This window comes from Terrabacter sp. 2RAF25 (genome assembly GCF_052115265.1).
In the GTDB taxonomy this organism is placed as follows: Bacteria; Actinomycetota; Actinomycetes; order Actinomycetales; family Dermatophilaceae; genus Terrabacter.
The window spans coordinates 36,104-59,325 of sequence record NZ_JBFRGJ010000005.1 but is presented as its reverse complement, the minus strand read 5'-3'; the positions used below and the strand labels follow the sequence as shown (position 1 = coordinate 59,325).

23 protein-coding genes and 4 tRNA genes are annotated in these 23,222 nt (G+C 71.6%); 19 read left to right on the top strand and 8 right to left on the bottom strand.

The features are described 5' to 3' along the window. Window positions 1-65: 65 nt before the first annotated feature. Together AB4091_RS14020 and AB4091_RS14015 are read right to left on the bottom strand one after the other, a co-directional pair. Window positions 66-1,340, bottom strand: coding sequence for an HRDC domain-containing protein (locus tag AB4091_RS14020; protein ID WP_442292365.1), 1,275 nt, complete (start codon window positions 1,338-1,340; stop codon window positions 66-68). Then, the gene (locus tag AB4091_RS14015; protein WP_442292364.1) at window positions 1,337-1,921 is read right to left on the bottom strand and encodes a DUF3000 domain-containing protein; all 585 of its coding nucleotides are present in this window, start codon (window positions 1,919-1,921) and stop codon (window positions 1,337-1,339) included. The genes AB4091_RS14020 and AB4091_RS14015 overlap by 4 nt, the downstream gene beginning before the upstream one ends. A 93-nt stretch (window positions 1,922-2,014) precedes the next feature. Between AB4091_RS14015 and hemE the strand changes: the two genes are divergently transcribed. Both hemE and murJ read left to right on the top strand, forming a co-directional pair. After that, a complete protein-coding gene (gene hemE, locus AB4091_RS14010) occupies window positions 2,015-3,067 on the top strand; it encodes a uroporphyrinogen decarboxylase (protein ID WP_442292363.1) in 1,053 nt (350 codons plus the stop codon). Continuing rightward, window positions 3,064-4,770, top strand: a complete 1,707-nt coding sequence (gene murJ, locus AB4091_RS14005) for a murein biosynthesis integral membrane protein MurJ (RefSeq protein WP_442292362.1) — start codon at window positions 3,064-3,066, stop codon at window positions 4,768-4,770. Before hemE ends, murJ begins: the two co-directional genes overlap by 4 nt. 48 nt (window positions 4,771-4,818) lie before the next feature. On the opposite strand, the gene AB4091_RS14000 is transcribed toward murJ, so the two are convergent. After that, entirely contained in the window at window positions 4,819-6,036 is a 1,218-nt protein-coding gene (locus AB4091_RS14000; RefSeq protein ID WP_442292361.1) for a DUF4349 domain-containing protein, read from the bottom strand. 205 nt (window positions 6,037-6,241) lie between these two features. On the opposite strand from AB4091_RS14000, the gene hemG reads away from it, so the two are divergent. Further along, window positions 6,242-7,648 (top strand): protoporphyrinogen oxidase, encoded by a 1,407-nt coding sequence (hemG, locus tag AB4091_RS13995; RefSeq protein ID WP_442292360.1) that lies wholly within the window; start codon window positions 6,242-6,244, stop codon window positions 7,646-7,648. A 7-nt stretch (window positions 7,649-7,655) separates the two neighbouring features. Continuing rightward, window positions 7,656-8,357 carry a hydrogen peroxide-dependent heme synthase gene (hemQ, locus tag AB4091_RS13990; protein WP_442292359.1) on the top strand — a complete coding sequence of 234 codons (702 nt, stop codon included), beginning with the start codon at window positions 7,656-7,658 and terminating at the stop codon, window positions 8,355-8,357. A gap of 51 nt (window positions 8,358-8,408) precedes the next feature. Here hemQ and AB4091_RS13985 read toward each other — a convergent pair whose 3' ends face one another. After that, entirely contained in the window at window positions 8,409-8,804 is a 396-nt protein-coding gene (locus tag AB4091_RS13985) for a DUF1707 SHOCT-like domain-containing protein (protein ID WP_442292358.1), read from the bottom strand. A 43-nt stretch (window positions 8,805-8,847) separates the two neighbouring features. Beyond that, on the bottom strand, window positions 8,848-9,303 hold the full coding sequence (gene msrB, locus AB4091_RS13980) for a peptide-methionine (R)-S-oxide reductase MsrB (protein WP_442292357.1): 456 nt from the start codon (window positions 9,301-9,303) through the stop codon (window positions 8,848-8,850). A 228-nt stretch (window positions 9,304-9,531) separates the two neighbouring features. Here msrB and AB4091_RS13975 point away from each other — a divergent pair, with 228 nt between their 5' ends. Next, complete coding sequence (locus tag AB4091_RS13975) at window positions 9,532-10,701, top strand: alpha/beta hydrolase family protein (protein ID WP_442292356.1); 1,170 nt, start codon at window positions 9,532-9,534, stop codon at window positions 10,699-10,701. A gap of 16 nt (window positions 10,702-10,717) precedes the next feature. Here AB4091_RS13975 and AB4091_RS13970 read toward each other — a convergent pair whose 3' ends face one another. Continuing rightward, complete coding sequence (locus AB4091_RS13970; protein WP_442292355.1) at window positions 10,718-11,461, bottom strand: dihydrofolate reductase family protein; 744 nt, start codon at window positions 11,459-11,461, stop codon at window positions 10,718-10,720. Window positions 11,462-11,550: 89 nt separating this feature from the next. Here AB4091_RS13970 and AB4091_RS13965 point away from each other — a divergent pair, with 89 nt between their 5' ends. Next, entirely contained in the window at window positions 11,551-12,537 is a 987-nt protein-coding gene (locus AB4091_RS13965; RefSeq protein ID WP_442292354.1) for a polyphosphate kinase 2 family protein, read from the top strand. Window positions 12,538-12,671: 134 nt separating this feature from the next. On the opposite strand, the gene AB4091_RS13960 is transcribed toward AB4091_RS13965, so the two are convergent. Next, window positions 12,672-14,312, bottom strand: coding sequence for an acyl-CoA dehydrogenase family protein (locus AB4091_RS13960; protein ID WP_442292353.1), 1,641 nt, complete (start codon window positions 14,310-14,312; stop codon window positions 12,672-12,674). A 96-nt stretch (window positions 14,313-14,408) separates the two neighbouring features. Here AB4091_RS13960 and AB4091_RS13955 point away from each other — a divergent pair, with 96 nt between their 5' ends. The 7 genes from AB4091_RS13955 (at window position 14,409) to AB4091_RS13925 (ending at window position 18,507) form a co-directional block, all read left to right on the top strand. Then, complete coding sequence (locus AB4091_RS13955; protein WP_442292352.1) at window positions 14,409-15,455, top strand: YihY/virulence factor BrkB family protein; 1,047 nt, start codon at window positions 14,409-14,411, stop codon at window positions 15,453-15,455. A 98-nt stretch (window positions 15,456-15,553) separates the two neighbouring features. After that, a tRNA-Gly gene (locus tag AB4091_RS13950) sits at window positions 15,554-15,626 on the top strand. A gap of 28 nt (window positions 15,627-15,654) precedes the next feature. Then, a tRNA-Cys gene (locus AB4091_RS13945) sits at window positions 15,655-15,725 on the top strand. Window positions 15,726-15,754: 29 nt separating this feature from the next. After that, window positions 15,755-15,826: transfer RNA gene (locus AB4091_RS13940), tRNA-Val, on the top strand. A 345-nt stretch (window positions 15,827-16,171) separates the two neighbouring features. Then, window positions 16,172-16,729, top strand: coding sequence for an ArsR/SmtB family transcription factor (locus AB4091_RS13935; RefSeq protein ID WP_442292351.1), 558 nt, complete (start codon window positions 16,172-16,174; stop codon window positions 16,727-16,729). After that, a complete protein-coding gene (locus tag AB4091_RS13930; protein ID WP_442292350.1) occupies window positions 16,726-17,952 on the top strand; it encodes an MFS transporter in 1,227 nt (408 codons plus the stop codon). The genes AB4091_RS13935 and AB4091_RS13930 overlap by 4 nt, the downstream gene beginning before the upstream one ends. Window positions 17,953-18,180: 228 nt before the next feature. Beyond that, a complete protein-coding gene (locus AB4091_RS13925; protein WP_442292566.1) occupies window positions 18,181-18,507 on the top strand; it encodes a putative quinol monooxygenase in 327 nt (108 codons plus the stop codon). Here AB4091_RS13925 and AB4091_RS13920 read toward each other — a convergent pair. Beyond that, window positions 18,504-18,791, bottom strand: a complete 288-nt coding sequence (locus AB4091_RS13920; RefSeq protein ID WP_442292349.1) for a hypothetical protein — start codon at window positions 18,789-18,791, stop codon at window positions 18,504-18,506. The two genes, AB4091_RS13925 and AB4091_RS13920, sit on opposite strands and share 4 nt — an antisense overlap. Window positions 18,792-18,954: 163 nt before the next feature. Here AB4091_RS13920 and AB4091_RS13915 point away from each other — a divergent pair. From AB4091_RS13915 to AB4091_RS13890, 6 genes are all read left to right on the top strand, one after another. After that, window positions 18,955-19,027: transfer RNA gene (locus AB4091_RS13915), tRNA-Gly, on the top strand. Between the two features lie 131 nt (window positions 19,028-19,158). Then, window positions 19,159-20,136: a non-homologous end-joining DNA ligase gene (gene ligD, locus AB4091_RS13910; RefSeq protein WP_442292348.1), complete on the top strand. Its 978-nt coding sequence runs from the start codon at window positions 19,159-19,161 to the stop codon at window positions 20,134-20,136. 99 nt (window positions 20,137-20,235) lie between these two features. Then, window positions 20,236-20,718, top strand: coding sequence for a glutathione peroxidase (locus tag AB4091_RS13905; protein ID WP_442292347.1), 483 nt, complete (start codon window positions 20,236-20,238; stop codon window positions 20,716-20,718). Window positions 20,719-20,734: 16 nt separating this feature from the next. Further along, window positions 20,735-21,769, top strand: a complete 1,035-nt coding sequence (locus AB4091_RS13900) for a chorismate-binding protein (protein ID WP_442292346.1) — start codon at window positions 20,735-20,737, stop codon at window positions 21,767-21,769. Between the two features lie 31 nt (window positions 21,770-21,800). After that, complete coding sequence (locus AB4091_RS13895; protein ID WP_442292345.1) at window positions 21,801-22,646, top strand: aminotransferase class IV; 846 nt, start codon at window positions 21,801-21,803, stop codon at window positions 22,644-22,646. After that, the gene (locus tag AB4091_RS13890; protein WP_442292344.1) at window positions 22,643-23,125 is read left to right on the top strand and encodes a TIGR02611 family protein; all 483 of its coding nucleotides are present in this window, start codon (window positions 22,643-22,645) and stop codon (window positions 23,123-23,125) included. Before AB4091_RS13895 ends, AB4091_RS13890 begins: the two co-directional genes overlap by 4 nt. Window positions 23,126-23,222: the final 97 nt, after the last annotated feature.

Genomic DNA, 23,222 nt, shown 5'->3' with positions numbered 1-23,222 from the left:
ACTACTTCCGAGTAACTTCCGGGCCAACGGGCGCTCGGGTGACCATCCTCACGAGCCGCACGGAGTCAGGCGGACGGGTTCTCGCTGCAGGCCAGCGAGATGAGCGGCGCGCAGATCGTCGTCTGCCACCGCCGCGCACCGAGGGCCGAGAGTCCTTCGGCGACCTCGGCCGTCGTCGGGGCAGCGGGCCCCTCCCACAGGAACCGGCGCAGCAGGTCGGGGGTCAGCAGGTTCTCGACCGGCACCGAGAGCTCCACCGAGACGGCGCCCAGCAGCTCGCGCGAGCGAGCGAGCCGACCGGCGGCGACGGGGTCGCGGTCTGCCCAGGCCTTGGGCGGCGGCGGACCGGTGGGGGGCAGCGACACGACCGGGAGGTCGTCCTCGGGCAGCCCCAGGGCCCGTGCGACGACCTCGATGATCGCCTCCTGGTGGCGGCGCACCGATCTCGCCAGCCGCGGATCGGCGGACCCCACCGTGCGCGGGGGTCGCGTCGCACGCTGGTTGGCCAGGGCGATCTCGCTGATGGCGGCGTCGGGCAGCACGCGACCTGGTGAGGTGTCACGCTGCTGGGCCAGGGCGTCACGCCACAGCCAGAGCTCGCGCACGATGGCGAGCCCACGACGGCCACGCACCTTGTGCATGCCCGAGGTGCGGCGCCACGGGTCGACGCGCGGCTCGGGCCCGGTGAAGTCGAGCAGGTGCTCGAACTCCTCGGCGGCCCACGCGGCCTTGCCCTGCGCGGCGAGCTCGGCGCCGACCGCGTCACGCAGGTCGACGAGCACCTCGACGTCGAGGGCGGCATACCGCAGCCACGGCTCGGGAAGGGGACGCGCCGACCAGTCGACGGCCGAGTGCTCTTTGGCGAGCTGGAGCCCCAGGTAGTGCTCGACCATGGCTCCGAGGCCCACGCGGGGCAGGCCGGCCAGACGGCCACCCAGCTCGGTGTCGAAGAGAGCCTTCGGGTGCAGCCCGACCTCGGCGAGGCAGGGCAGGTCCTGGGTCGCGGCGTGCAGGATCCACTCCGCGTCGCCGATGGCCTCGCCGACCGGCGAGAGGTCGGGGCAGGCGATGGGGTCGATCAGCCAGGTGCCGGAGCCCTCGCGGCGGATCTGGACGAGGTAGGCCTTCTGGCCGTAGCGGTAGCCGGAGGCGCGCTCGGCGTCGATGCCGACCGGACCGGTGCCCGTCGCGATGGCCTCGGCCGCCCGCATGAGGTCGCGCTCCTCGACGACGACGTCGGGAACCCCGTCTCGCGGGTGGGTGAGCGGGACGAGGTCGGTGGCGACCGCTTCGATGTCGGCGTCGATGTCGGCGGCAGGCGCGTCGGGCTCAGCCGTCACCGGCGCTGCCCCGGGAGGGGGACGACCCCGTCAGGGAGCGGCGGGATGCCTGCGATGGTGCAGAGCATGTCGGCCCAGGCCCGCAGGTGGTCGACGACGTCGCCGGCCACGGGGGTCCACGAGGCGCGGATCTCCATCTCGACGCTCGCCTCGCGGTCGGCGAGGCCGGCGAAGCTCTCGCTGAGCACACGGGTCACGGTGCCGGCCTCGGCCGTCCACGAGAGGTTGCGCTCGGCGAGCGAGTCGGTCAGCCACGACCAGCCGACGGCGCCGAGCATCGGGTCGCCGGCGAGCTCGGCCTCGAGCTCCGCGCGGGCGAACGTGACCACGCGCCACTGGCCGTTCCACGTCTCGGGCGCGGCGGGGTCGTGCAGGAGCACGAAGCGACCGGTCGCGAGGTCGGCCTCGGAGTCGGAGACGTCGATGACGTCGGCAGTGAGCGCGGCGGCATACGGAGCGATGCGCGTCGGGGCCGGCACCTCGGTCAGGCGCACCTCCGAGCGCAGACGGACGTCTCGCAGGGCGCTCAGCGTCCTCGCGAAGACCGCGCCGTGGCTGCCCGGCAACGTTCTCGTGTGCACCACATGAGGGTATGCCGGAGTCGGGCGATCTGTCCTCAGGGCGCGCCGAGCGGCTGGGACGGAGCCTGCCCGGCGTCGTGGCAGGATTGTCCGGTGCCGACCACTGCCCCACCTGCCACCCGCCAGAGCGATCTCGTGCGGGCTGCCCGCCGCGAGTCGGTCACGCGGACGCCCGTGTGGTTCATGCGCCAGGCCGGCCGCTCGCTGCCGGAGTACCGCGCCGTGCGCAAGAACGTCCCGATGCTCGAGTCGTGCATGCGCCCCGAACTGGTCACCGAGATCACGCTGCAGCCCGTGCGTCGCCACGGTGTCGATGCGGCGATCTTCTTCAGCGACATCGTCGTGCCGCTCAAGGCCATCGGCGTCGACCTCGACATCGTCCCCGGCGTGGGTCCCGTGGTGGCCCGTCCGATCCGCACCCGGGCCGACCTCGACCAGCTCGTGCCGCTGACGCCCGACCACGTCACCTTCATCTCCGAGGCGGTGCGCCTGCTCGTCGCCGAGCTCGGTGAGACGCCACTCATCGGGTTCGCGGGGGCTCCTTTCACGCTCGCGTCGTACCTCGTCGAGGGTGGCCCGTCGAAGAACCACGAGAAGACGAAGGCCCTCATGCACGGCGACCCCGAGCTGTGGGACGCCCTGTGTGCCCGTCTGGCCCAGATCTCCGGTGAGTTCCTGCGCGTGCAGGCCGAGGCCGGGGCCAGCGCCGTCCAGCTCTTCGACTCCTGGGCCGGCGCCCTCTCACGCGCCGACTACACGGCCCGGGCGATGCCGCACTCGACGGTGGCACTCGGTGCCGTCGCCGACCTCGACATCCCCCGCATCCACTTCGGTGTGGGCACCGGCGAGCTGCTCGCGCTGATGGGCGAGGCGGGCGCCGACGTCGTGGGCGTCGACTACCGCGTGTCGCTCACCGACGCCGTCGAGCGACTCGGGCCGACGTATGCCGTGCAGGGCAACCTCGACCCGGCGCTGCTGTTCGCGCCGTGGGAGGCTCTCGAGCGCCGGGTGCGCGAGATCGTCGAGGAGGGGCGCCGAGCGCCGGGGCACATCTTCAACCTCGGTCACGGCGTCCTGCCCGACGTCGACCCCGACGTGCTCACCCGGGTCACCGAGCTCGTGCACGAGTGCTCGAGCCGCCGATGACGGCGGCTCCCACCGTGTCCGCGGCACCGTCGGTCGCCCGCTCGAGCCTCACCATGCTCGGCGGGTCGGTGGCCTCACGCGTGCTCGGGGTCGTGCGCAACGCCCTCATCACCGCCATCATCGGGGTGCAGCTGGCGGGTGACGCCTTCTCGCTCGCCAACACGCTGCCCAACGTCCTCTACGTCCTGGCAGCCGGCGGCATCCTCAACGCCGTGCTCATCCCGTCGCTGGCGCGGGCGATGAAGCTCGAGGACGGCGGCCAGGAGTTCACCGACCGCGTCATCACGGTGGCTCTCGCCGGCATGGCCGGCATCACCCTGGTCGTCACCGCCGGAGCAGGCGCCTTCGTCTGGCTGCTGGCCCGCAACAACTCGCCGGACTTCAAGCAGCTCGCGCTCGCGTTCTCGCTCATCTGCCTGCCCCAGATCTTCTTCTACGGGCTCTTCGCGCTGCTCGGCCAGATCCTCAACGCCCGGGGCAGGTTCGGCGCCTTCGCCTGGGCGCCGTTCATCGCCAACGTGGTCGCCGTGGCCGGGCTCCTGCTCTTCATCGTGGTCTTCCCGCAGCACCGCCCGGCGGGTCCGGGTCGCCCCGGGCCTCGTGACCCGGCGGAATGGACCGGGCCGATGATCTGGCTCTTCGCCGGATCGGCGACCCTCTCGGTCGTCGTCCAGGCCCTCTCGCTGGTGCCGGCCCTGCGTCGCACCGGGTTCCGCTACCGGCCGCGCTGGGGACTGCGTGGGGTGGGTCTCGGTGGGGTGAGCCGCCTGGCCATCTGGGCCTTCGGCGGCCTGGCCGTCTCGCAGGTGGGCTTCTTCATCAGCCAGGGCGCGCTCAACAACGCGACCGCCCACGCCAAGGAGCTGGGCCTCGCCGCGGCGACTCGCGGCCCCGCGGCGTACGGCGTCGCCTTCACGCTCTTCATGCTGCCCCACGCGTTCATCACGGTGTCGGTGATCACCTCGCTCTTCCCGCGCTTCTCGGCGGCCGCGGCCGCCGGCGACCGGGCAGGTCTGCGGCGCTATTTCCGCACCGGCCTCACGGTGCCCCTCGTGGCCAACGTGCCGATCATGGTCGCGGTCATCGTGCTGGCCAACCCGATCGTGGCCCTGCTCAACCCGGGGGTCGCCGTCAACGATCCCCGGTCGATCGACGTCTCGGCGAGCGTGCTCATCATCATGATCCTCGGGCTCATCCCCTTCGGGATCGACCTGCTCTGCTACCGCATGTTCTTCGCGCTCGAGGACGGCAAGCCCACCGTGGTCATGCAGGTGCTGCTGACCGGGATCAGTGCCCTCGCCGGTGTCGTGACCCTTTTCATCAACCCCGTCTGGGCCATCGGGGTGATGGCGATGGGCCAGACGGTCGGCAACGTCGTCAGCTCGGGGGTCGGCCTCTACCTGTTGCGGCGTCGCACCGGCTCGCTCGGCCTGATGAGCGCGGTGGTCACGGCATCGCGGGTCGGCGTCGCGGCGACCGTGGCCGGGGTCGTGGCGTGGGGCGCCACCCAGGTGCTGGAGCCGATCACCAGCAGTGTCGTCGACGGCTCGTCGTCGACCGCGAAGCGGATGTTCTCGAGCGCGTTCGAGATCGGGCTCGTCGGCTTGGTCTTCGTCGTCATCTACCTGGGCCTCGCGCACGCGATGCACGTCAAGGAGATCCGGCAGGCCGGCGACCTGGTGCGCGGCCGTCTCGGCCGCTAGACCGACCCGGCCGCACCACCCCGTGCGGGTCAGCGCCCGGGCGGGCCCTCAGTCGTCAGGATCGGAGCGCTGCGGACCGGGCGCCGGTGCTCCGGTTGCCGACTCTGGGTCCGGTCCGGCGCTCGCTGGTGCGCCGACGCCCGCTGGTGCTCCGGCGCTCGCTGGTGCTCCGACGAGCGCCGGGGCCGCTGCCCCGGGCCCTGCGGGGGCCTGACCGGCGACGGCGCTGCGGCGACGCCTGATCCGAAGCGCCAGCAGGGTGACCGGGACGAGCAGCACGAGCCAGGGCAGCAACGCCGCGAGGCCGGTGAGGATCACGGTGACCGACCCCAGGAGGCTGTCCCAGGCGGTGCGCAGACCGCCGGTGATCCCGTCGTCCGGGGTGGTGACCGGGGCCGTCGCATCGGTCCACAGGCTCAGCGTGACGTCGCTGGTCCTCGTGATCGCGTCGAGCTGCGCCAGCCGCTGGGTCAGGGAGTCGAGGTCGGCCTGGCGCCGGGTCAGCTCGCTCTCCAGGGTGATCACCTGCTGGAGGTCGGTCGTCTTGGCCAGCAGGGCGCGTACGCGGTCGATGCCGTCGCGCATCGGCTCGATCCGCGCCTTGGTGTCGACGTAGGTGTCGGTGACGTCCTCCGACTGCGACGAGCGGTACGAGACCGAGCCGATCTTCGACAGGTCGGTGAGCACCTGGTCCAAGGCCTTGGCCGGGACGCTGAGCACCATCCGTGCCTCGTCCACCCCGACGTCCGGCACGGACACCCCCGACTCCGGGCGCTGGCCGGCCGATCGGAGGCTTCCTGTCGGGTCGGTGCTCGTGACGACGTTCTCGGAGGTGACCTGGCCGCCGGCGCCCGTGGCGATGACTCGCGCCCGCGCGGCGGAGCCGGTCAGGTCGGTCACCTTGATGCCCAGCCAGGCGGTGCGAGCGATCTTGGCCCCCACCACTCCGGCGAGCGTGCCGGTGCCCGTGCCGGTGTCGCTGGGCGTCTTCGCCGTGCCGGACGCGGCCTGGGGACTCACGGATGGTGCACCGAGGCCGAGGGCGGCACCGTCGCGTGACGACTCGGCGGCGCGCGTCCCACCGCTCGAGGTGGCGGCCGACCCGGCGCCGGCAGCTCCCGCCGTCGTGGCTGAGTGCTGCAGCGCCTTCGACCCCACGCCGAAGGCGAGCGCGATGACGACGAGTGCCACGGCCGCGGCGGCGAGGAGCCGCCTCCGCGAAGGTGGCACTGACGAGAACCGGGAGAGGTGCGAGGTGGCGGTCATGGCGGGCCTTTCGACGGGTCGCCTCCCGCACGTGCCTGCTGGCGTGGGCGGGGGTCCGTGGCGACGTCCTTGACTCCACAGACACGCACTCGGCGCCGATCGTTGCGGCGGGCCGTTTCGGCCGAGGAGGGTGCCTCGTCGAAGCCGTTCTCCTCGCCGACACCCAGCGACAGCCGCCTCGCGGATGGGTGGGAGAGTGGGCGTCATGGCACGGACGGTCGCGGTCATCGGTGGGGGTATCAGCGGACTGGCCGCTGCCTGGGAGCTCAGCCGATCCGGCACCGACGTGCAGGTGACCCTCCTGGAGGCCAGCGACCGCGTCGGCGGCAAGCTGCGGCTCGAGGACGTCGGGGGAGCGCGAATCGACGTCGGCGCGGAGTCCGTCCTCGCGCGCCGACCCGAGGCACTGGCCCTCTTCGACGAGCTCGGGCTCGCCGACCTGGCGACGCACCCGGCCGCTGTCGGCGCCTCGATCGTCTCGCGGGGAGCCCGCTGGCCGATGCCTCGCGGCACGGTCATGGGAGTGCCCTCGGACCCTGAGTCGGTGCGGGGCCTCCTCGCCGACGACGAGGTCGAACGGCTCACGCACGAGGTGGTCGACGGTCCCCGCGCGGGCGACCTCTCCGTCGGCGACCTCGTCGACGCCCGGCTGGGGCCGGCCGTGACGGACCGTCTCGTCGAGCCTCTGCTCGCAGGCGTCTACGCGGGGCACGCCCGCGAGATCTCCGTCGAGCAGGCGGTCCCCGCGCTCGCCGCGGCGGCTCACGAGGGCCGGCCGCTGACCGACGTCGCTCGAGACTCGGCCGCTGCGGCGGCGAACGGCCCGACGGCAGCGCTGCAGGTCTTCGCGACGCTGGTCGGGGGACTGGGCACCCTCCCGGACGTGCTGCGCCGCAGACTGACCGAGGCGGGGGTCGACGTCCGCACGGCGTCGGTGGTGCGCGAGCTCGTCCGCGACGGCCGGGGGTGGGTCGTGTCCACCGGCCCGACCACGGCCGTGGTGCGCGAGCACTTCGACGACGTGGTGCTGGCCACTCCCGCAGCGCCGACTGCGCGGCTGCTGCGCCGCGTCGCACCGGCAGCCGCCGTGGCGCTCGCCGGGGTGGAGTACGCCTCGATGGCCATCGTCACCCTCGCCCTGGGGGGCCCGGTGCCGCCGGTGCTCGAGGGCAGCGGGTTCCTCGTCCCCCCGACCGAGCCACTGACGATCAAGGCGTCGACCTTCAGCTCGGTGAAGTGGCCGTGGCTCGCCGGCGCCCACCCCGACCGCACCTACCTGCGCGCGTCGATCGGGCGCCACCGCGAGGAAGCGTCGCTCCAGCGCAGCGACGACGAGCTCGTCGCCGTGGCCCTGGCCGACCTCCGTGCGGTGCTCGGCGACGGCCTACCGGACCCCGTTGCCGCCCACGTCCAGCGTTGGGGCGGGGGACTGCCGCAGTATGCCGTCGGGCACCGGTCGCGTCTCGCACCCACCCGCGACCTGCCGCCCGGGCTGGCCCTGTGCGGGGCGGCATACGACGGTGTCGGCATCCCGGCGTGCATCGCCTCCGGCAGGGCCGCCGCCCGCGCGGTCCTGACCCGCTGGGCGGACGCCGGGACGGCCTTGGGATGATGGGGTCATGAGTGAGCGCATGACCCCGGCCCGCATGCGGGAGATCAACGACACGATCCGCTACTGCATGTGGTCCGTCTTCAGCACGGTGACCCCGCTGGGTGACGACCGCGACAAGCTGCTCGGCGAGCTCGAGGCCTTCCTCGCCGAGATCGACGACGAGGGTGTCGTCGTCCGCGGCATCTACGACGTCGCAGGCCTGCGCGGCGACGCCGACTTCATGGTGTGGTGGCACGCCGAGACGATCGAGCAGCTTCAGTCGGCCTACCACCGACTGCTCCGCACCGAGCTCGGCCAGCACCTGGAGCCCGTGTGGAGCAACGCGGCCCTGCACCGGCCTGCAGAGTTCAACAAGAGCCACATCCCGGCCTTCATGGCCGACGAGGTGTCGCGCAAGTACGTCTGCGTCTACCCCTTCGTCCGCTCCTACGAGTGGTACCTCCTGGAGGACGACGAGCGGCGTGACCTGCTCCGCGAGCACGGCCAGATGGCACGCGACTTCCCCGACGTGCGCGCCAACACGATCGCCTCCTTCGCCCTCGGCGACTATGAGTGGCTGCTCGCGTTCGAGGCCGACGAGCTGCACCGCATCGTCGACCTGATGCGTGAGCTGCGTGCCTCGCGGGCGCGACGGCACGTCCGCGAGGAGATCCCCTTCTTCACCGGCCCGAAGGTGACGCCCGCGGAGCTCGTCGCCAACCTGCGCTGACGTACGCGTCGGCGCCCGCACCTGCCCCCGCCGGCCCGCGCGAACGAGGGCTCAGTCGTCGATCGCCCTGGCAATGGCCACGATGGCGGGGATGAGCAGGAACACCAGCCACGACTCGGTGCGCAGGAAGGCCGCGAGCGCGATGAAGGGGGCCAGGCTCACGAGGACTCGTGACACCTTGCCCCGCGCCCCCTGGTGGGGCGGCCGACCCGGGCTCGGGGGCCTCGTCAGCGACGTGGCCCGGCCGGGACGCAGCGTGGGGTGCGGCTCCGGCAGGTCGACGAAGAGTGCCGTGAGCTCGCGGCGGACCACGGCGTCGTTCGCGCGGCCGCGGCGGTCCTCGTACTCGTTCGCGTCGAGGCGTCCGGCGGCGTGGTGCTCCGCCAGCGCGGCCAGGGCGTCCTCGCGCTCGGCATCGCCGATGCGGATGTCGCCGTCGTCGACCATGGGACGAATGTAGGCGGGCAGGCCCGAGCCGCGCAGCCGACCGTCAGGCCGGGTCGGCACCGCCCTCGTCGGGCTGCAGCCGCAGCGAGATCGAGTTGATGCAGTAGCGCTGGTCGGTCGGTGTGTCGTAGCCCTCGCCCTCGAACACGTGCCCGAGGTGCGAGCCGCAGGTGGCGCAGCGCACCTCGACCCGCTTCATGCCGAGAGTGCGGTCCTCGATGTACTCCACGGAGTCGCCGGCCAGCGGTGAGTAGAAGGACGGCCACCCGCAGTGGGACTCGAACTTGGTGTCGCTGCGGAAGAGTTCGGCGCCGCACGCACGGCACGAGTAGACGCCCTGTGTCTTGGTGTCGGTGTACTCCCCACGGAACGCCGGCTCGGTGCCCGCCTTGCGCAGCACCTGGTACTCGGCGGGGCTCAGCGCAGCGCGCCACTCGTCGTCGGTGCGCTGGACGGCATACGGCTTGTCGTGCGTCTTGCGGGTGCTGTCGTCGCTCATGTCCAGACCAACGCCACACCTCTCGTGTTTGTGCCCGGGTGGCGTGGCGTTGCCAGACGGTGGGGCTCGGCGCAGGGTGTCGCCGACCCGAGACACCACCTCCCTGTCCGCCGCGGCGCTGGACAGGGAGGTGGTGGCGGACCGGCCCCTGCCACCGACAAAAGCGAAGAATCCGCCAGCGCGGCAGGTCGGCGCCGGGTCCGGCACCCGCTTTGCGACGATGTCCGCGTGCAGGTGCGCAGGCTCGTCTCCAGACCGGTGCTCGTCGCTGCCGCCGCGGGGACCGGTTCCCTGCTCGGCGCCGCGAGCGGCTCCGTCGCGGCGGCGGCCTACTTCGCGCGCAAGGTGATCACTCCTGACGAGCTGCAGCCCGACGACGTCGCCATCCTGCGCCACGACGCCGAGTCGGTGACCTTCGCCGCTGGGCCCGACCCGGTGGTGCCGGGACGCTACGGCGTCTGGCTCGACGGTGGGGCCGGGCATGCCCGGGTCGGCGAGATCCTCGACAGCGACGCCACCTCGGTGACCCGTCGCCTGCTGTCCGTCGACCGAGGCGTGCTCGACGTCGGCCCGGCACGGTGGAACCAGTACTTCTACTGGGACCGCCCGTCGGTCAGTCTCGGCCTGCCCGACGAGGACGTCAGCATCGTCTCCGACGTCGGGGCGCTGCCCGGGTGGGTCGTGCCCCCCGAGGGCGGGCGCAGCGGCCAGGACTGGGCCGTGCTCGTCCACGGGAGAGGTGCACGCAGGGAAGAGACCCTCCGTGCCGTCCCCGTGCTGCGCGACGCCGGCTGGACCAGCCTCGTCGCCGCCTACCGCAATGACCGTGACGCCCCCGAGGGCCCAGACGGGCGCTACAACCTGGGGCTGTCGGAGTGGCGCGATGTCGAGGCGGCCATGGGGTACGCCGTGTCGCACGGAGCCCGTCGCATCCTCCTGCTCGGGTGGTCGATGGGCGGTGCCATCGTGCTCCAGGCCCTCGACCGCTCGCCGCTCGCGGAGTACGTCGTCGGAGTCGTGCTCGACTCGGCCGTCATCGACTGGGGCGTGGTGCTGCGTCACCACGGCCGCCTGCGCCGCGTTCCCGCACCGCTCGTGCGGATGGCCTCCGGGCTGCTGGGGTCGCGTCGCAGCCGACGCCTCGTGGGGGTGCGCGAACCCATCGACGTGGCCCTCACCGACTGGGTGGCCCGAGCGGACGAGCTGCGCCACCCGATGCTCGTCATCGCGTCCGACGGCGACGACTTCGTGCCGATCGGGCCGGCCGTGGCCCTCGCCGGCCGACGCCCCGACCTCGTCCGGTTCGAGCGGTGGGGCGTGGCGCGGCACTGCAGGGAGTGGAACAACGACCCCGAGCGCTGGGAGAGCGTGCTCCGCGAGTTCGTGGTGACGCGCTGACTCGCGCCCGAGCGGGTCAGCGACGCATGAACCAGCGGCCCATGATCGTGCCGTCCTGCTCGACGAGCAGCTCGAGGTCGAGGTCGGCTGGGGTGCCGTCCGGGCCCACGGTGCGTGGCGCCTCGCCGCCCACCACCTGGGGCACCACCGTGTAGCAGAGCTCGTCGATCATCCGGGCGGCCACGAACGAGGCCAGCAGTGAGGGGCCGCCCTCGGTCAGGACGTGGTCCCAGCCCCGGTCGTGGAGCGTCTCGACGAGGACTGCCAGGTCGACGGCGTCGTCGCCGCACACCAGCACGTGCTCGTCGCCCAGGTCACGACGTGCCGCGCCGAGGCCGGGTGCAGATGACGGGACGGCCATCAGCGCGCGACCGTCACGGCACCCGCTCAGCGTCGGGGGGACGGCCCCGCGGTTGCTGACAGCGACAAGCGGGAGGGCGTCGGGGAGGCCGTGCTCGCGCCGCAGGTCGGCGAGGTGGCCCTTGACGGCGAGGGGCGGGTAGCCCTCGGTGCGGATGGTCCCTGCTCCGACGACGAGCACGTGACTGAGGGCCCGGAGGACCTCGAAGACCACGTGGTCCGCCTCGTTGTTGATCGAGCCCGAGCGGCCGTCGGGGCCGGTCCCCGCCCCGTCGAGCGAGGTGACCATGTTGCAGCGGACCCATCGCGGCTCGGGGCACGCGTACGCCCGGAACAGTGCGGCCTCGTCGAGGTCGGCCTGGGCGGGGAGGCCGGACCGACCGGGTAGGAGCAAGCGCATGCCGCCAGTATCGGGGACGGTGCGCGCCACGCGCCGATCCCGCGCGGCGCAAGCCGTCGCGCGGCCTCGCTGTCGGGCAGGATGACGCCATGGGCAAGGGTGAGAAGGGCAAGAGCAAGAAGGGCAAGACCAAGAAGGCCGGCAAGGGGAGCCAAGCAGCGGGCCAGGTCTCGGACAAGCAGCTCGAGGAGCAGGCCGCGGAGGACGAGACGATCGCGGCGCACGAGGCGGCTGCCGTCGAGGAGATCAAGGACGTCGTCAACGCCCTCCGCGTCGGCAAGGGCTTCGTGCTCGACGGTGTCGACACCGCCGGGACGCCCGGCTTCACCGGCGACAAGATCGCGGGTAAGGCCGCGCTCAAGGCCTGCGAGGCGGAGCTGTCAGACCTCCTCGAGCGGCTGTTCGCCCAGTCCACCGTGGGCGGGCGCCGCTCGGTCCTGCTCGTCGTGCAGGGCATGGACACCTCCGGCAAGGGCGGCATCATGCGCCACGTCGTCTCCGTCAACCCCGAGGGGGTCAAGGCCACGGGTTTCAAGGCGCCGACGAAGGAGGAGCGTGCCCACGACTTCCTCTGGCGTATCGAGAAGGCACTTCCCGGTCCCGGCCAGCTCGGCGTCTTCGACCGGTCGCACTACGAGGACGTCCTGATCGTGCGCGTCCACGATCTCGTGCCCGAGGCCGTCTGGTCCAAGCGCTACGCACAGATCAATGCGTTCGAGCGCAGGTGCATCGCCGCGGGCACGACCGTCATCAAGGTGATGACGCACATCTCCAGGGACGAGCAGAAGGCGCGCCTCATGGAGCGCCTCGACCGTCCCGACAAGCACTACAAGTACAACCCCGGCGACGTCGATGAGCGCGGTCACTGGGACGCGTACATGCAGGCCTACCAGGCCGTCCTCGACAAGACGTCGACCGTAGGGGCGCCCTGGCACGTCGTGCCCGCTGACCGGAAGTGGTATGCCCGACTGGCAGTGCAGCAGCTGATCCTCGAGGCCCTGCGAGGCATGGACCTCCAGTGGCCCGAGGCCGACTTCGACGTGGAGGCCGAGAAGAAGCGCCTCGCCGCCAGCTGACCGACGCGGCCGCCGAGCACGTATGCCGATCAACGGGTTTGGCGGCCCTGCGTCCGTCGAGTGCTCACCTTTGACACCACGCCCGAGCACTGCGTCGGGCGCTGAGCCATCGCTGGTCGAGGGCCCACTCTCCTTCAGCCGGCTCGTTCCAGCACGGCAGCCGCCGCTCCGGCGAGGTCGACGTCGAGTGAGCCGAAGGTGTGGCCGCGTCTTCCGGCGAGCCGGCTGGCCACGAAGGCGTCGGCCACCGGGGCGGGGGAGTGCCGCACCAGCAGGCCCGCCTGCAGGGCGAGGGCTAGCCGTTCGACGACCGAACGGGCGCCGAAGGCCGCATCCGCGGACGACGGGTCGAGTGAACGGGCTTGTGCCAGAGCCGAGTCCACGTGGGCATCGAGCTCTGCGCTGCGTCCCCGCACCTCGTGCAGCTCCGTCGTCAGCGCCTCGAGGCTCGCCGGTTCGCGGCTCACGGCGCGCACGACGTCCAGGGCGTTGACGTTGCCGGACCCCTCCCAGATCGAGTTGAGCGGCGCCTCGCGGTAGAGGCGCGCCAGCCCGTTCTCCTCGACGTAGCCGTTGCCGCCGAGGCACTCGAGCGCCTCAGCGACCACCGGTGCGGTGCGCTTGCAGACCCAGAACTTGCCGAGGGCGACCCCCAGCCGGGCCAGGTCGGTCTCGCCGTCGTCGACGGCCCGCGCCAGGCGCAGCCCGAGCACCGTGGCCGCCTCGGCCTCGAGCGCGAGGTCGGCGAGCACGTTCCGCATGAGGGGCTGGTCGACGAGGAGGGCCCCGAACGCCGTGCGGTTCCGCGCGTGGTGCACGGCCCGCGAGACCGCGTCGCGCATCGTCGCCGTCGAGCCCAGCACGCAGTCCAGGCGGGTCGCGCCGACCATGTCGATGATGGTCCTCACGCCGCGGCCCTCGTCGCCCAGCCGGCTTCCCCACGTGCCGTCGAGCTCGACCTCGCTCGACGCGTTCGAGTGGTTGCCCAGCTTGTCCTTGAGCCGCTGGAGGGAGAAGACGTTGCGGGTGCCGTCGTCGAGCGCGCGGGGGACCACGAAGCAGGTGAGCCCACCCGGTGCCTGCGCCAGCACGAGGAACGCGTCGCTCATCGGGGCGGAGCAGAACCACTTGTGGCCGGTGAGGCGGTACGTCTCGCCCGGCAGGGGGCCGCCTGGAGAGGTGACCGCCTGCGTCGTGTTGGCCCGGACGTCGGACCCGCCCTGCTTCTCCGTCATCCCCATGCCGGCGATGGCACCCGACTTGCTGGTCACCGGCCGGATGCCGAAGTCGTAGGAGCGGCTCGCGAGGGCCGGCAGCCAGCGGTCGCCCAGCGTGCGGTCGTGCCGCAGGGCCGACCCGGCGGCATACGTCATCGAGACGGGGCAGCCGTGTCCCGCCTCGACCCGCGACCACAGGACGAAGCCCGCCGCCCGGCGCACGTGGGCTCCGGACCCGCCCGGCGCCAGCCAGGGCCCGGCCGTGAGGCCAGCCCCGACCGCCTGGGTCATCAGCCAGTGCCACGAAGGGTGGAACTCCACCTCGTCGACGCGGTGCCCGCGGGCATCGTGCGTGCGCAGGACGGGTCGGTGGGCGTCGGCGAGCCGACCGTGCTCCTGGGCCTCCGCTGACCCTGCGAGTCGTCCGAGCGCCCCGAGCTCCTCGGCTCCCGACGGACCGCCCCAGCGCTCGACGGCCTCGGCGAGCGCCACGTCGTCGGTGTAGAAGTCGCCGCCGACGTAGGGCGGAGCCTGGTTGGTCACCTCGTGTGTGCTCACCCGCCGAGGGTAGGGCGCGGGCCCGGGGGAGCGTCGGTGCAGCACGTGTCGGACGGGTCACGTCGACGGCCCGCCGTCACGGCTAGATTCGTGGCGATGACGGTCAAGGAACGCGTACGCGCGATGCTGCGTCGGGTGCCAGGCGGGCTCGGCACGGCCCGCCTGACCCTGCGCACCGTCGACGTGTGCCTCGACTACCGGGTCACCGGCCTCGCAGCGGAAGCGGCATTCTTCATGCTGCTCTCGCTGCCGCCCCTCGTCCTCGGGCTCTTCGGAGGGCTCGGCTACATCAGCGCGTGGATCGGCCCCGAGAACGTCGCCCAGGTCGTCGCCACGATCCGGGAGTACGCGGAACGCTTCCTCACCGAGGACAGCATCAGCAAGCTGCTCGTCCCGACCGTCGAGGACGTGCTGGGGCGTGGGCGGCCAGAGATCGTGTCGCTCGGCTTCCTGCTCTCCCTGTGGTCTGGCTCGAGGGCGCTCAACGTCTTCATCGACACCGTGTCGATCATGTACGGCCAGAAGGACATCCGCGGGATCATCCGCCTCCGCGCACTCAGTCTCGCGATCTACACGGTGAGCACCGTCGCCGGCATCGTGCTGCTGCCGCTCGTGCTGCTCGGCCCGGCGCTCGTGTCCGACTGGCTGCCCGACAGCCTCGCGTTCCTGCGTTACCTCTACTGGCCGACCGTGCTCGTGCTGAGCGTCGTCGCCCTCACGACCCTCTACCACGTGGCCACGCCCCGTCGTGCCCCGTGGCTGCGCGACGTCCCGGGGGCGCTCCTGGCACTCGCCATCTGGCTGGGCGCCTCCTACCTGGTGCGGATCTCCCTCGAGGCCTCGCTCGGCGGCACGACGATCTACGGGCCGCTGACGACACCCATCGTGCTGCTGATCTGGCTGTACTTCCTGGCCATCGCGATCCTCATCGGCGCGGGGCTCAACTCCGCCTCACGCACCCTGTGGCCCGTCCCTCTCGGTGAGCACGAACCGACGTCGGTCGTCGACTGGCTCGCACGTCGGCGCGCCGAGGACCGGCAGTACGCCCGCAGCCGTCCCTCCGGGCTGCACGAGACAGTCGAGCAGGAGCTCGACGACGGCCTCGCAGCACCGACCGAGCACGAGCGCAGGGTGGGTCGCTGAGCGTGGATCGGCATCGCGGCGGCCGGTTTTGTGTCGCCCGGACCGATGGGCTAATGTCTACCTCGCACCGAGCGGAGAAGTTACACCGCTGGTGTTCCGCGGACGTAGCTCAGTTGGTAGAGCGCAACCTTGCCAAGGTTGAGGTCGCCGGTTCGAGCCCGGTCGTCCGCTCGGAGGCAAAGATCCACTTGCCTTCCACGGTGGAGTGGCCGAGAGGCGAGGCAGCGGCCTGCAAAGCCGCGTACACGGGTTCAAATCCCGTCTCCACCTCGGTACAGCACCACCACAGCACGACCCTCGGGCGATTGGCGCAGCGGTAGCGCGCTTCCTTGACACGGAAGAGGTCACTGGTTCAAACCCAGTATCGCCCACAGAATGAGAAAGGTCCCTGACCTGCGGAAACGCAGGTCGGGGGCCTTTCTGCTTGTCGGGATCCGTCAGGAGACGCCACCAGGTTGCCGGTCGGATCCCAAGCGCGGCGTTCAACGGGGTCACGACGGGCTCGACGCCACGTGCCGTTGGACGTCGTCAACCCCGTCCCGCCGTCGACACAACCCGATCACACGCTGCCGAGCACGACCTCGATCAGCCATGCGGGGACCGACGACGCGGATGGTCGGACGTCCGGCTCGATGGCTGAGCGTCTCGCGGGGCGCTCGGTACTTGCGCTGAGGAGACTATTGAAAGACTTCTTTCCATACCGATAGTGTCGCAACATGTCTTTCGAGCCACGTCGGATCAGTACCGCTAAGGAGCTTCGTGCACTGTCGCACCCGCTCCGTCTGGACATCCTGGAGCAGCTGACCCTGCGGGGGGCGATGACTGCCACCGAGCTCGGGGATGCTCTGGGAGAGACACCGGCCAACTGCTCGTGGCATCTGCGCAAGCTGGCCGAGCACGGGTTCGTCGAGGAGGCCGGCGCGGGCCGCGGCCGGCGGCGACCGTGGCAGGTGGTGAAAGTCGGCCTGGTGTGGGACGAGGCCGCGAGCAGTGCGCCGGGATACCGATCTGCCGGGCAGGCGCTCTCGGCGCAGCTCCTCGAGCGCGAGGTGGCCCGGTGGCGACGCAACAGCGACGCGAGCCCACACGGCTGGGGCGACGTCGGGATGTCACAAGCCGTCGTCGTGCTCACAGAGGAGGAGGCGACGGCCTTCGCGGCCGACCTCGCGGCGCTGCTGCTGCGCCATCACGGGCGGCTGACCGGTGACGAGCCGGTGCCGAAGGAGGCACGGCACGTGCACGTGCTCGCCCTGACGAGCGTGGACCCGCAGTGAGGCAGGCGTTCGCGATCCCGGCCTTCCGACGCCTCTTCGTGGCCCTGGCCGCGACCATGGTGGCCGACTCGGTCCTGCTGCTGTCCTTCGGAATCATGACCAAGGAGCTGACCGGGAACAGCGGGGCTGCCGGGATGGCGCTGTTCTGGGTCGTCGCGCCCTCGCTGGTCGCGCCGCTGCTGGGGTGGGTCGTCGACCAGGTTCCGCGCCGGCGCTTCCTGCTCGCGGCGTACCCCCTCGCCGCGGCAAGCCTGGTTCCCCTCGTGTGGGTCCACGACTCCACCCAGGTGGGGATCGTGTATGCCGTGGCCTTCGCCTACGGGATCGCGCTGGTCATGCTCCCCGGCGCGGTCACGGGCTTGCTGAAGATCATCGTCAGTAGCGACCAGCTGGTCCACGCCAACGCAGCCACCAGCACCTTCCGGGAAGGACTGCGCCTCTTCGGCCCGCTGCTCGGGGCCGCCATGTACGCCACCTGGGGAGTCGGCAGCGTCCTGCTGCTCGTCGCCGCCGCCTACCTGGTCGCCATCACCGCCGTCATCTCCCTGCGCATCACCGGCGACGTCGTCAGCCCACCGGAGCTGCGCTTCGGATCCGAGCTCGTCGCCGGGTTCGCGCACCTGTACCGCGACAGGCTCCTCTGGTGGCCGACCTGTGCCGTCGCCGGGTGCCTGTTCGCCTTCGGCTTCCTCGAGTCGCTCGTGTATGCGATCACCGACGCGTTCGACCGACCCGCGACGTTCGTGGGGGTCATCGTCTCGGTCCAAGGGATCGGGGCCCTCGCCGGCGGTCTCATGTCGAACCGGGTCGTGACGCGGTTGGGCCACGTACGGGCGATCGCGCTTGCCCTGGCGCTCTTCGCGGTGAGCATCGCGACCATGGCTGTGGCAGCGGACATCACCGTCGTCGTCGCTGCCGCCATACCGATCGGCTTCGGCCTCCCCGTCCTCATCGTGGCGATCAGCACACTGGTCCAGGTGCGGACCCCGAACCGGCTCATGGGCCGGGTCTCCACCACCTTCAGCGCCCTGATCGGCACACCACAGGTGGTGTCCATCGCCGTCGGCGCCGGCCTGGTCGCCGCCGTCGACTACCACATCCTCCTCACTGGGATGGCTGCCCTGCTGGTCATCCTGTCCGTCTCACTCGGATCCTGGGCCGGCATCCGGACACGAGCTTCCACGCCCACACCGAACCACCCGATCGAGGCCTCGTCGACCTGACCCTCGGACGGATCGCGCCCGAGCGCCTCGAGTGGTCCGTCAGATCATGGCCCTCGGTGTGGGAGCCTGCCTCGCGTGGGCCTCCGCCATCCTGGGAGTGCGCATCCAGACGGCCGTCGTGGCGGGCCTGCCGAACCGGCCGACCCGGTCACACCGGCCGCGGCATGACCGACAGCACCGACACGACCGACAGCACCGCCATCACCGACCGCAGCAGGAGTGATCACGTTGATCTTCATCACCGCCAAGTTCCCCGTGAAGCCCGAGCACGCCGACGACTGGCCCGAGATCTCCCGGGCCTTCACCGAGGCCACCCGCGCCGAGGAGGGCTGCCTCTGGTTCGACTGGTCACGCAGCCTCGACGACCCGACGGAGTACGTCCTGGTCGAGGCCTTCCGCGACGACGCCGCCGGCGGCGCGCACGTGCAGAGCGACCACTTCAAGGAGGCCACGTCGACCCTTCCCGGCTACCTGACCGCCACGCCCAAGATCGTCAACACGACCATCGAGGGCACGGACTGGTCCGAGCTGGGGGAGATGGCAGTCGGGCACTAGCTCGCGTCGGGGTCGCTCACACCGATCCGGATCTTGCCCTTGCCCTCACAGTCGGCCTGGTGCGCCACGGCGTCCTTGCGGGCCTTGTCGCGGGCGCGCCGGGCAGGTCCCGTCCAGTCGCAGCTCTTGCAGTAGCCGAAGGAGAAGGCGCCGTCCTCGTGGGTGCCGTCCTCCACACCGGCGAGCTTCTCCAGGGTGGCGCGGTGCTGGTCGCCGTCGCGGTCCTTCACGGTCAGGTCGTGGCCCTTGCGTCTGAGGAACCGCAGGCCAGCGGGCTTCGCCATGGGACCCATCCTCTCGTGCCGTGCCGCGTCATGGACAGCCGGTCTCGAAGGATGCGCGGTCGGCGCCCGAACGGCCACTCGGAGAGCGGGTTTCGCGCCGGGCCCGACCGTCCGCTATGGTCTACCTCGCACCCACGGGGCTTCGGCTCGCGGGGCACGGCAAGCGGACGTAGCTCAGTTGGTAGAGCGCAACCTTGCCAAGGTTGAGGTCGCCGGTTCGAGCCCGGTCGTCCGCTCCGCTGGAAGGGTCCGTCGACGCACGTCGGCGGGCCCTTCCGCACGTCCGGGGGGCGTATGCCGTCCGGTCGCCTCCACCGCGCACGCGTCGGAGCGCTCGGCGACCCGGCGGCATACGTAGGCTGTCGGCATGGCGGCGAGCAAGAGCCCGGCGATGGAGATCGAGGTCGGCGACCACACGGTGCGGCTCTCCAGCCCCGACCGGGTCTACTTCTCCGAGCGCGGCGAGACGAAGCTCGACCTCGTGCGGTACTACCAGTCGGTCGGTCCGGGCATCGTCAACGCGCTGCGCGAGCGGCCCTGCATGCTGCACCGCTTTCCCAAGGGAGTGGACGGGCCGAAGGTGCACCAGAAGCGGCTGCCGGCCGGTGCACCGCCCTGGGTCGAGACGGTGCGGCTGCACTTCCCCCGCTACGGGCTGCACGCCGACGAGCTGTGCGTCACCCGCCTCGCCGACGTCATCTGGGCGGTGCAGATGTCCACCGTCGAGTTCCACCCGTGGAACAGCCGCCGCACCGACACCGAGAAACCCGACGAGTGGCGCATCGACCTCGACCCGATGCCGCAGTGCGGCTTCGACAAGGTGCGGCGGGCCGCGACCGCGACGCACGAGATCCTCGACGAGCTCGGCGCCGTCGGGTGGCCCAAGACCTCCGGCGGGTCGGGCCTGCACGTCTACGTGCGCATCGCGCCCGACTGGGGGTTCAAGGACGTGCGACGGGGCGCCCTCGCCTTCGCCCGGGAGGTGGAGCGTCGGCTGCCCGACGACGTGACCACGACGTGGTGGCGGCGCGACCGCTCGCCGGAGGACCTGTTCGTCGACTACAACCAGAACGCCCGGGACCACACGATCGCGGCCGCCTACAGCGTGCGAGGGAACCCGCGCGGCACCGTGTCTGCGCCGCTCGGATGGGACGAGGTCGCGGACGCCGAGCCGCAGGACTTCACCATCGCCACGATGCCCGAGCGGTTCTCGCGGCTCGGTGACCTGCACGCCGGCATCGACGACGCCGTCTTCGACTTCCGTGCCCTGATCGAGTGGGCCGACCGCGACGAGCGCGATGGCAAGGACCTCCCGCCGGAGCCCGACGACGCCGAGGCGTCCTGACGCCGGCGACCCTCGACGCCGATTGGCGGTGCGGGCTCCTCTCGGGCGAAGATGCTACCGACGCGTACTCACGACGCGTGACCACCCTGAGGAGACCCCGTGACCGTCCTGAACGACTTCAAGGCCACCGCCATCGACGGTTCGGAGGTGTCGCTCGACCAGTACGCCGGTGACGTCGTCCTCGTCGTCAACACCGCCAGCGCCTGCGGGTTCACGCCGCAGTTCGCCGGCCTCGAGGAGCTCTACCAGAGCTACCGCGCCCAGGGCCTCACGGTGCTCGGCTTCCCGTGCAACCAGTTCGGCAGCCAGGACCCCGGCAGCGACGAGGAGATCGGCGCGTTCTGCCAGAAGAACTACGGCGTCACCTTCCCGATGTTCTCGAAGGTCGACGTCAACGGCGACGACGAGCACCCCCTGTTTACGTGGCTCAAGTCCGAGCAGGGCGGCCTGCTCGGCAGCAAGATCAAGTGGAACTTCACCAAGTTCCTCGTGGGCCGCGACGGCGCGGTCATCGAGCGCTACGCGCCGACCACCGAGCCGTCCGCCATCGCCGCCGACATCGAGAAGGCCCTCGCCCGCTAGGGCCTACGATCTGCGGGTGGACCACGCCCGCTTCGCCGACCGGGAGGCCCGCGAGGTCATCGATGTCCGCCGCGGGCCAGCGGCCCTCGACGCCGTCACGCGCGAGGGCTTCTGGGCCGTGGTGGCGACCTTCGAGGGCGACGTCACGGCGGTCCGGTTCGCCGAAGTCAGCCGCACGACAGCGGCGCCGTCGCCCCGGGGCGCACCGGCCTGGCAGCCGCTCGACCGCGCCTGGTGCAGCTCGCTCGACCGTGCGGCATACGTCGACGCAGTGCGCGAGGTGCGCGAGCGCATCGCTGCCGGAACCGTCTACCAGGTGAACGTGTGTCGGGTGCTCAGCCACGCGCTCGGTGAGAACGCAGATCTCGACGGGTTGGACGACCTTCTGCGACAAGGCAACCCGGCACCACACGCGGCGCGCGTCCGGTGCAGGGCCGCCGGCCTCGACGTCGTGAGCGCGTCACCGGAGCTCTTCCTGGCCCGGCGCGGCGACACCGTTGTGACGCGGCCGATCAAGGGCACGGCACCGACGGCCGAGCAGATGCTGCCCAAGGACCACGCCGAGAACGTCATGATCGTCGACCTCATGCGCAACGACCTCTCCGGCGTCTGCGAGCCCGGCACCGTCTCGGTCGACGAGCTCTGCGCCCTCGAGGAGCACCCCGGCCTCGTCCACCTCGTCTCGACCGTCAGCGGGCGGCTCGGCGAGGGCGTCGGCTGGGCCGAGGTCTTCGCCGCCACCTACCCGCCCGGTTCCGTGTCGGGCGCGCCCAAGTCGAGCGCCCTGACGGCGATCCACGACCTCGAGACGCGGGCCCGCGGGCCCTACTGCGGAGCGATCGGCTGGATCGACGCGGACGCCCGCGAGGCCGACCTCGCGGTCGGCATCCGCACCTTCTGGGCGGACCACGACGAGTCAGGCCGTCGCTGGCTGCGCTTCGGCACCGGGGCCGGGATCACGTGGCACTCCGACCCCGACGGGGAGTGGGCCGAGACCGAGCTCAAGGCCGCCCGCCTGATCGGGCTGGCGGCAGGCACTGTGACACCATGAGGGCGCTCCGGCGAGCCACAGGGAAGGGACCATGAGCACGAGCATGCGCGTCTGGGTCGACGGCGACCTCGTCGACCCCACCGGACCATCCGTCTCCGCCCTCGACCACGCGGTGACGGTGGGCGACGGCGTCTTCGAGACGGCCAAGATCGTCGACGGGCGACCGTTCGCCCTCTCGCGCCACCACCGACGGCTGGAGCGTTCCGCCGAGGGGCTCGGTCTGCCGCCGGTCGACCTCGCGGTTGTCGACAAGGGCATCGCGGCCGTCCTCGACGGTCCGGCCATCCCCTTCGGCCGCCTGCGCTACAGCGTCACCGGTGGCATCGGCCCGCTCGGCTCCGACCGTGACGACTCGTCGTTGACCCACATCGTTCTCGCCGCCCCACAGGCCCCACATCCCGCGAGCGGCAAGCTGACCGTCGTGCCGTGGACGCGCAACGAGCGCTCCGCCGTGGCCGGTCTCAAGACGACCTCGTACGCCGAGAACGTCGTCGCGCTCGCACGGGCCAAGCGTGAGGGGGCCATCGAGGCCGTCTTCGCCAACACCCGCGGCGAGCTGTGTGAGTGCACCGGCAGCAACGTGTTCGTCGTCGTCGACGGAGTCGTGCTCACGCCGCCCGTCGGCTCGGGCCTGCTGGCGGGCATCACGCGCGAGCTGACCATGGAGTGGGGGCGCGCCGCCGGCGTCGACGTCCGCGAGGAGGCGCTCCCGCTCGACGTGCTGCAGACGGCCGACGAAGTTTTCATCACGAGCTCCACGAAGGACGTGCTCGCGATCCACGCCGTCGACGACCGCGCGCTCCCGGAGCACAACCCGGTCACGCGTGAGCTCCTCCGGGTCTTTCGCAGCAACGCCGAGCGAGACGCAGACCCGTGACCGGACCCGACGAGTCCCCGAACGCAGCGACCCGCCCCGAGGTCGACTACTCCGACCCGAACCGGACCCTCGACGCCGACGAGGACCGGTGGGCCTGGCGCGCCCGGCTCCGTCGCAACCGGGTCACCCACCTGGCCTGGCGCACGGCGGTCGGTGTCGTCGGGACCGTCGTCACCGTCGCCGGCCTCATCATGGTCCCCGCCCCGGGTCCGGGGTGGCTCGTGGTCTTCTTCGGGCTGCTCATCCTCGCCAGCGAGTTCGAGTTCGCGCAGCGCTGGCTCGACTTCGGCAAGCACCACGTGAGCCGCTGGAACGACTGGATGCTGGCCCAGTCGGTCTGGGTGCGGGGTCTCGTGGCCCTGGGCACCGTGCTCATCGTGTGGGGTGTCATCTGGGGCTACCTCGCCCTGGCCGGCGTCCCGCAGTTCGTGCCGCAGTGGGCCGACGACCTCCTGACCCAGGTCCCCGGGATCGACTGATCGCAGGGTCCCGACACGGCCCGAGCGGGGGCGATTTCCGCCACCGGACCCGTAGCGGCTATTGTTTCCCTCCGTCACCCCGACAGCCTGTCGGCAC

Excerpts from the sequence above, each read along its gene's own strand:
- AB4091_RS13970 (WP_442292355.1), bottom strand. The coding sequence starts at position 11,461 with ATGCGCTTGCTCCTACCCGGTCGGTCCGGCCTCCCCGCCCAGGCCGAC.
- murJ (WP_442292362.1), top strand. The coding sequence starts at position 3,064 with ATGACGGCGGCTCCCACCGTGTCCGCGGCACCGTCGGTCGCCCGCTCG.
- AB4091_RS13920 (WP_442292349.1), bottom strand. The coding sequence starts at position 18,791 with ATGGCGAAGCCCGCTGGCCTGCGGTTCCTCAGACGCAAGGGCCACGAC.
- hemQ (WP_442292359.1), top strand. The coding sequence starts at position 7,656 with ATGAGTGAGCGCATGACCCCGGCCCGCATGCGGGAGATCAACGACACG.
- AB4091_RS13895 (WP_442292345.1), top strand. The coding sequence starts at position 21,801 with ATGAGCACGAGCATGCGCGTCTGGGTCGACGGCGACCTCGTCGACCCC.
- ligD (WP_442292348.1), top strand. The coding sequence starts at position 19,159 with ATGGCGGCGAGCAAGAGCCCGGCGATGGAGATCGAGGTCGGCGACCAC.
- AB4091_RS13985 (WP_442292358.1), bottom strand. The coding sequence starts at position 8,804 with ATGGTCGACGACGGCGACATCCGCATCGGCGATGCCGAGCGCGAGGAC.
- AB4091_RS13965 (WP_442292354.1), top strand. The coding sequence starts at position 11,551 with ATGGGCAAGGGTGAGAAGGGCAAGAGCAAGAAGGGCAAGACCAAGAAG.
- AB4091_RS13955 (WP_442292352.1), top strand. The coding sequence starts at position 14,409 with ATGACGGTCAAGGAACGCGTACGCGCGATGCTGCGTCGGGTGCCAGGC.
- hemG (WP_442292360.1), top strand. The coding sequence starts at position 6,242 with ATGGCACGGACGGTCGCGGTCATCGGTGGGGGTATCAGCGGACTGGCC.
- AB4091_RS14000 (WP_442292361.1), bottom strand. The coding sequence starts at position 6,036 with ATGACCGCCACCTCGCACCTCTCCCGGTTCTCGTCAGTGCCACCTTCG.
- msrB (WP_442292357.1), bottom strand. The coding sequence starts at position 9,303 with ATGAGCGACGACAGCACCCGCAAGACGCACGACAAGCCGTATGCCGTC.
- AB4091_RS13935 (WP_442292351.1), top strand. The coding sequence starts at position 16,172 with ATGTCTTTCGAGCCACGTCGGATCAGTACCGCTAAGGAGCTTCGTGCA.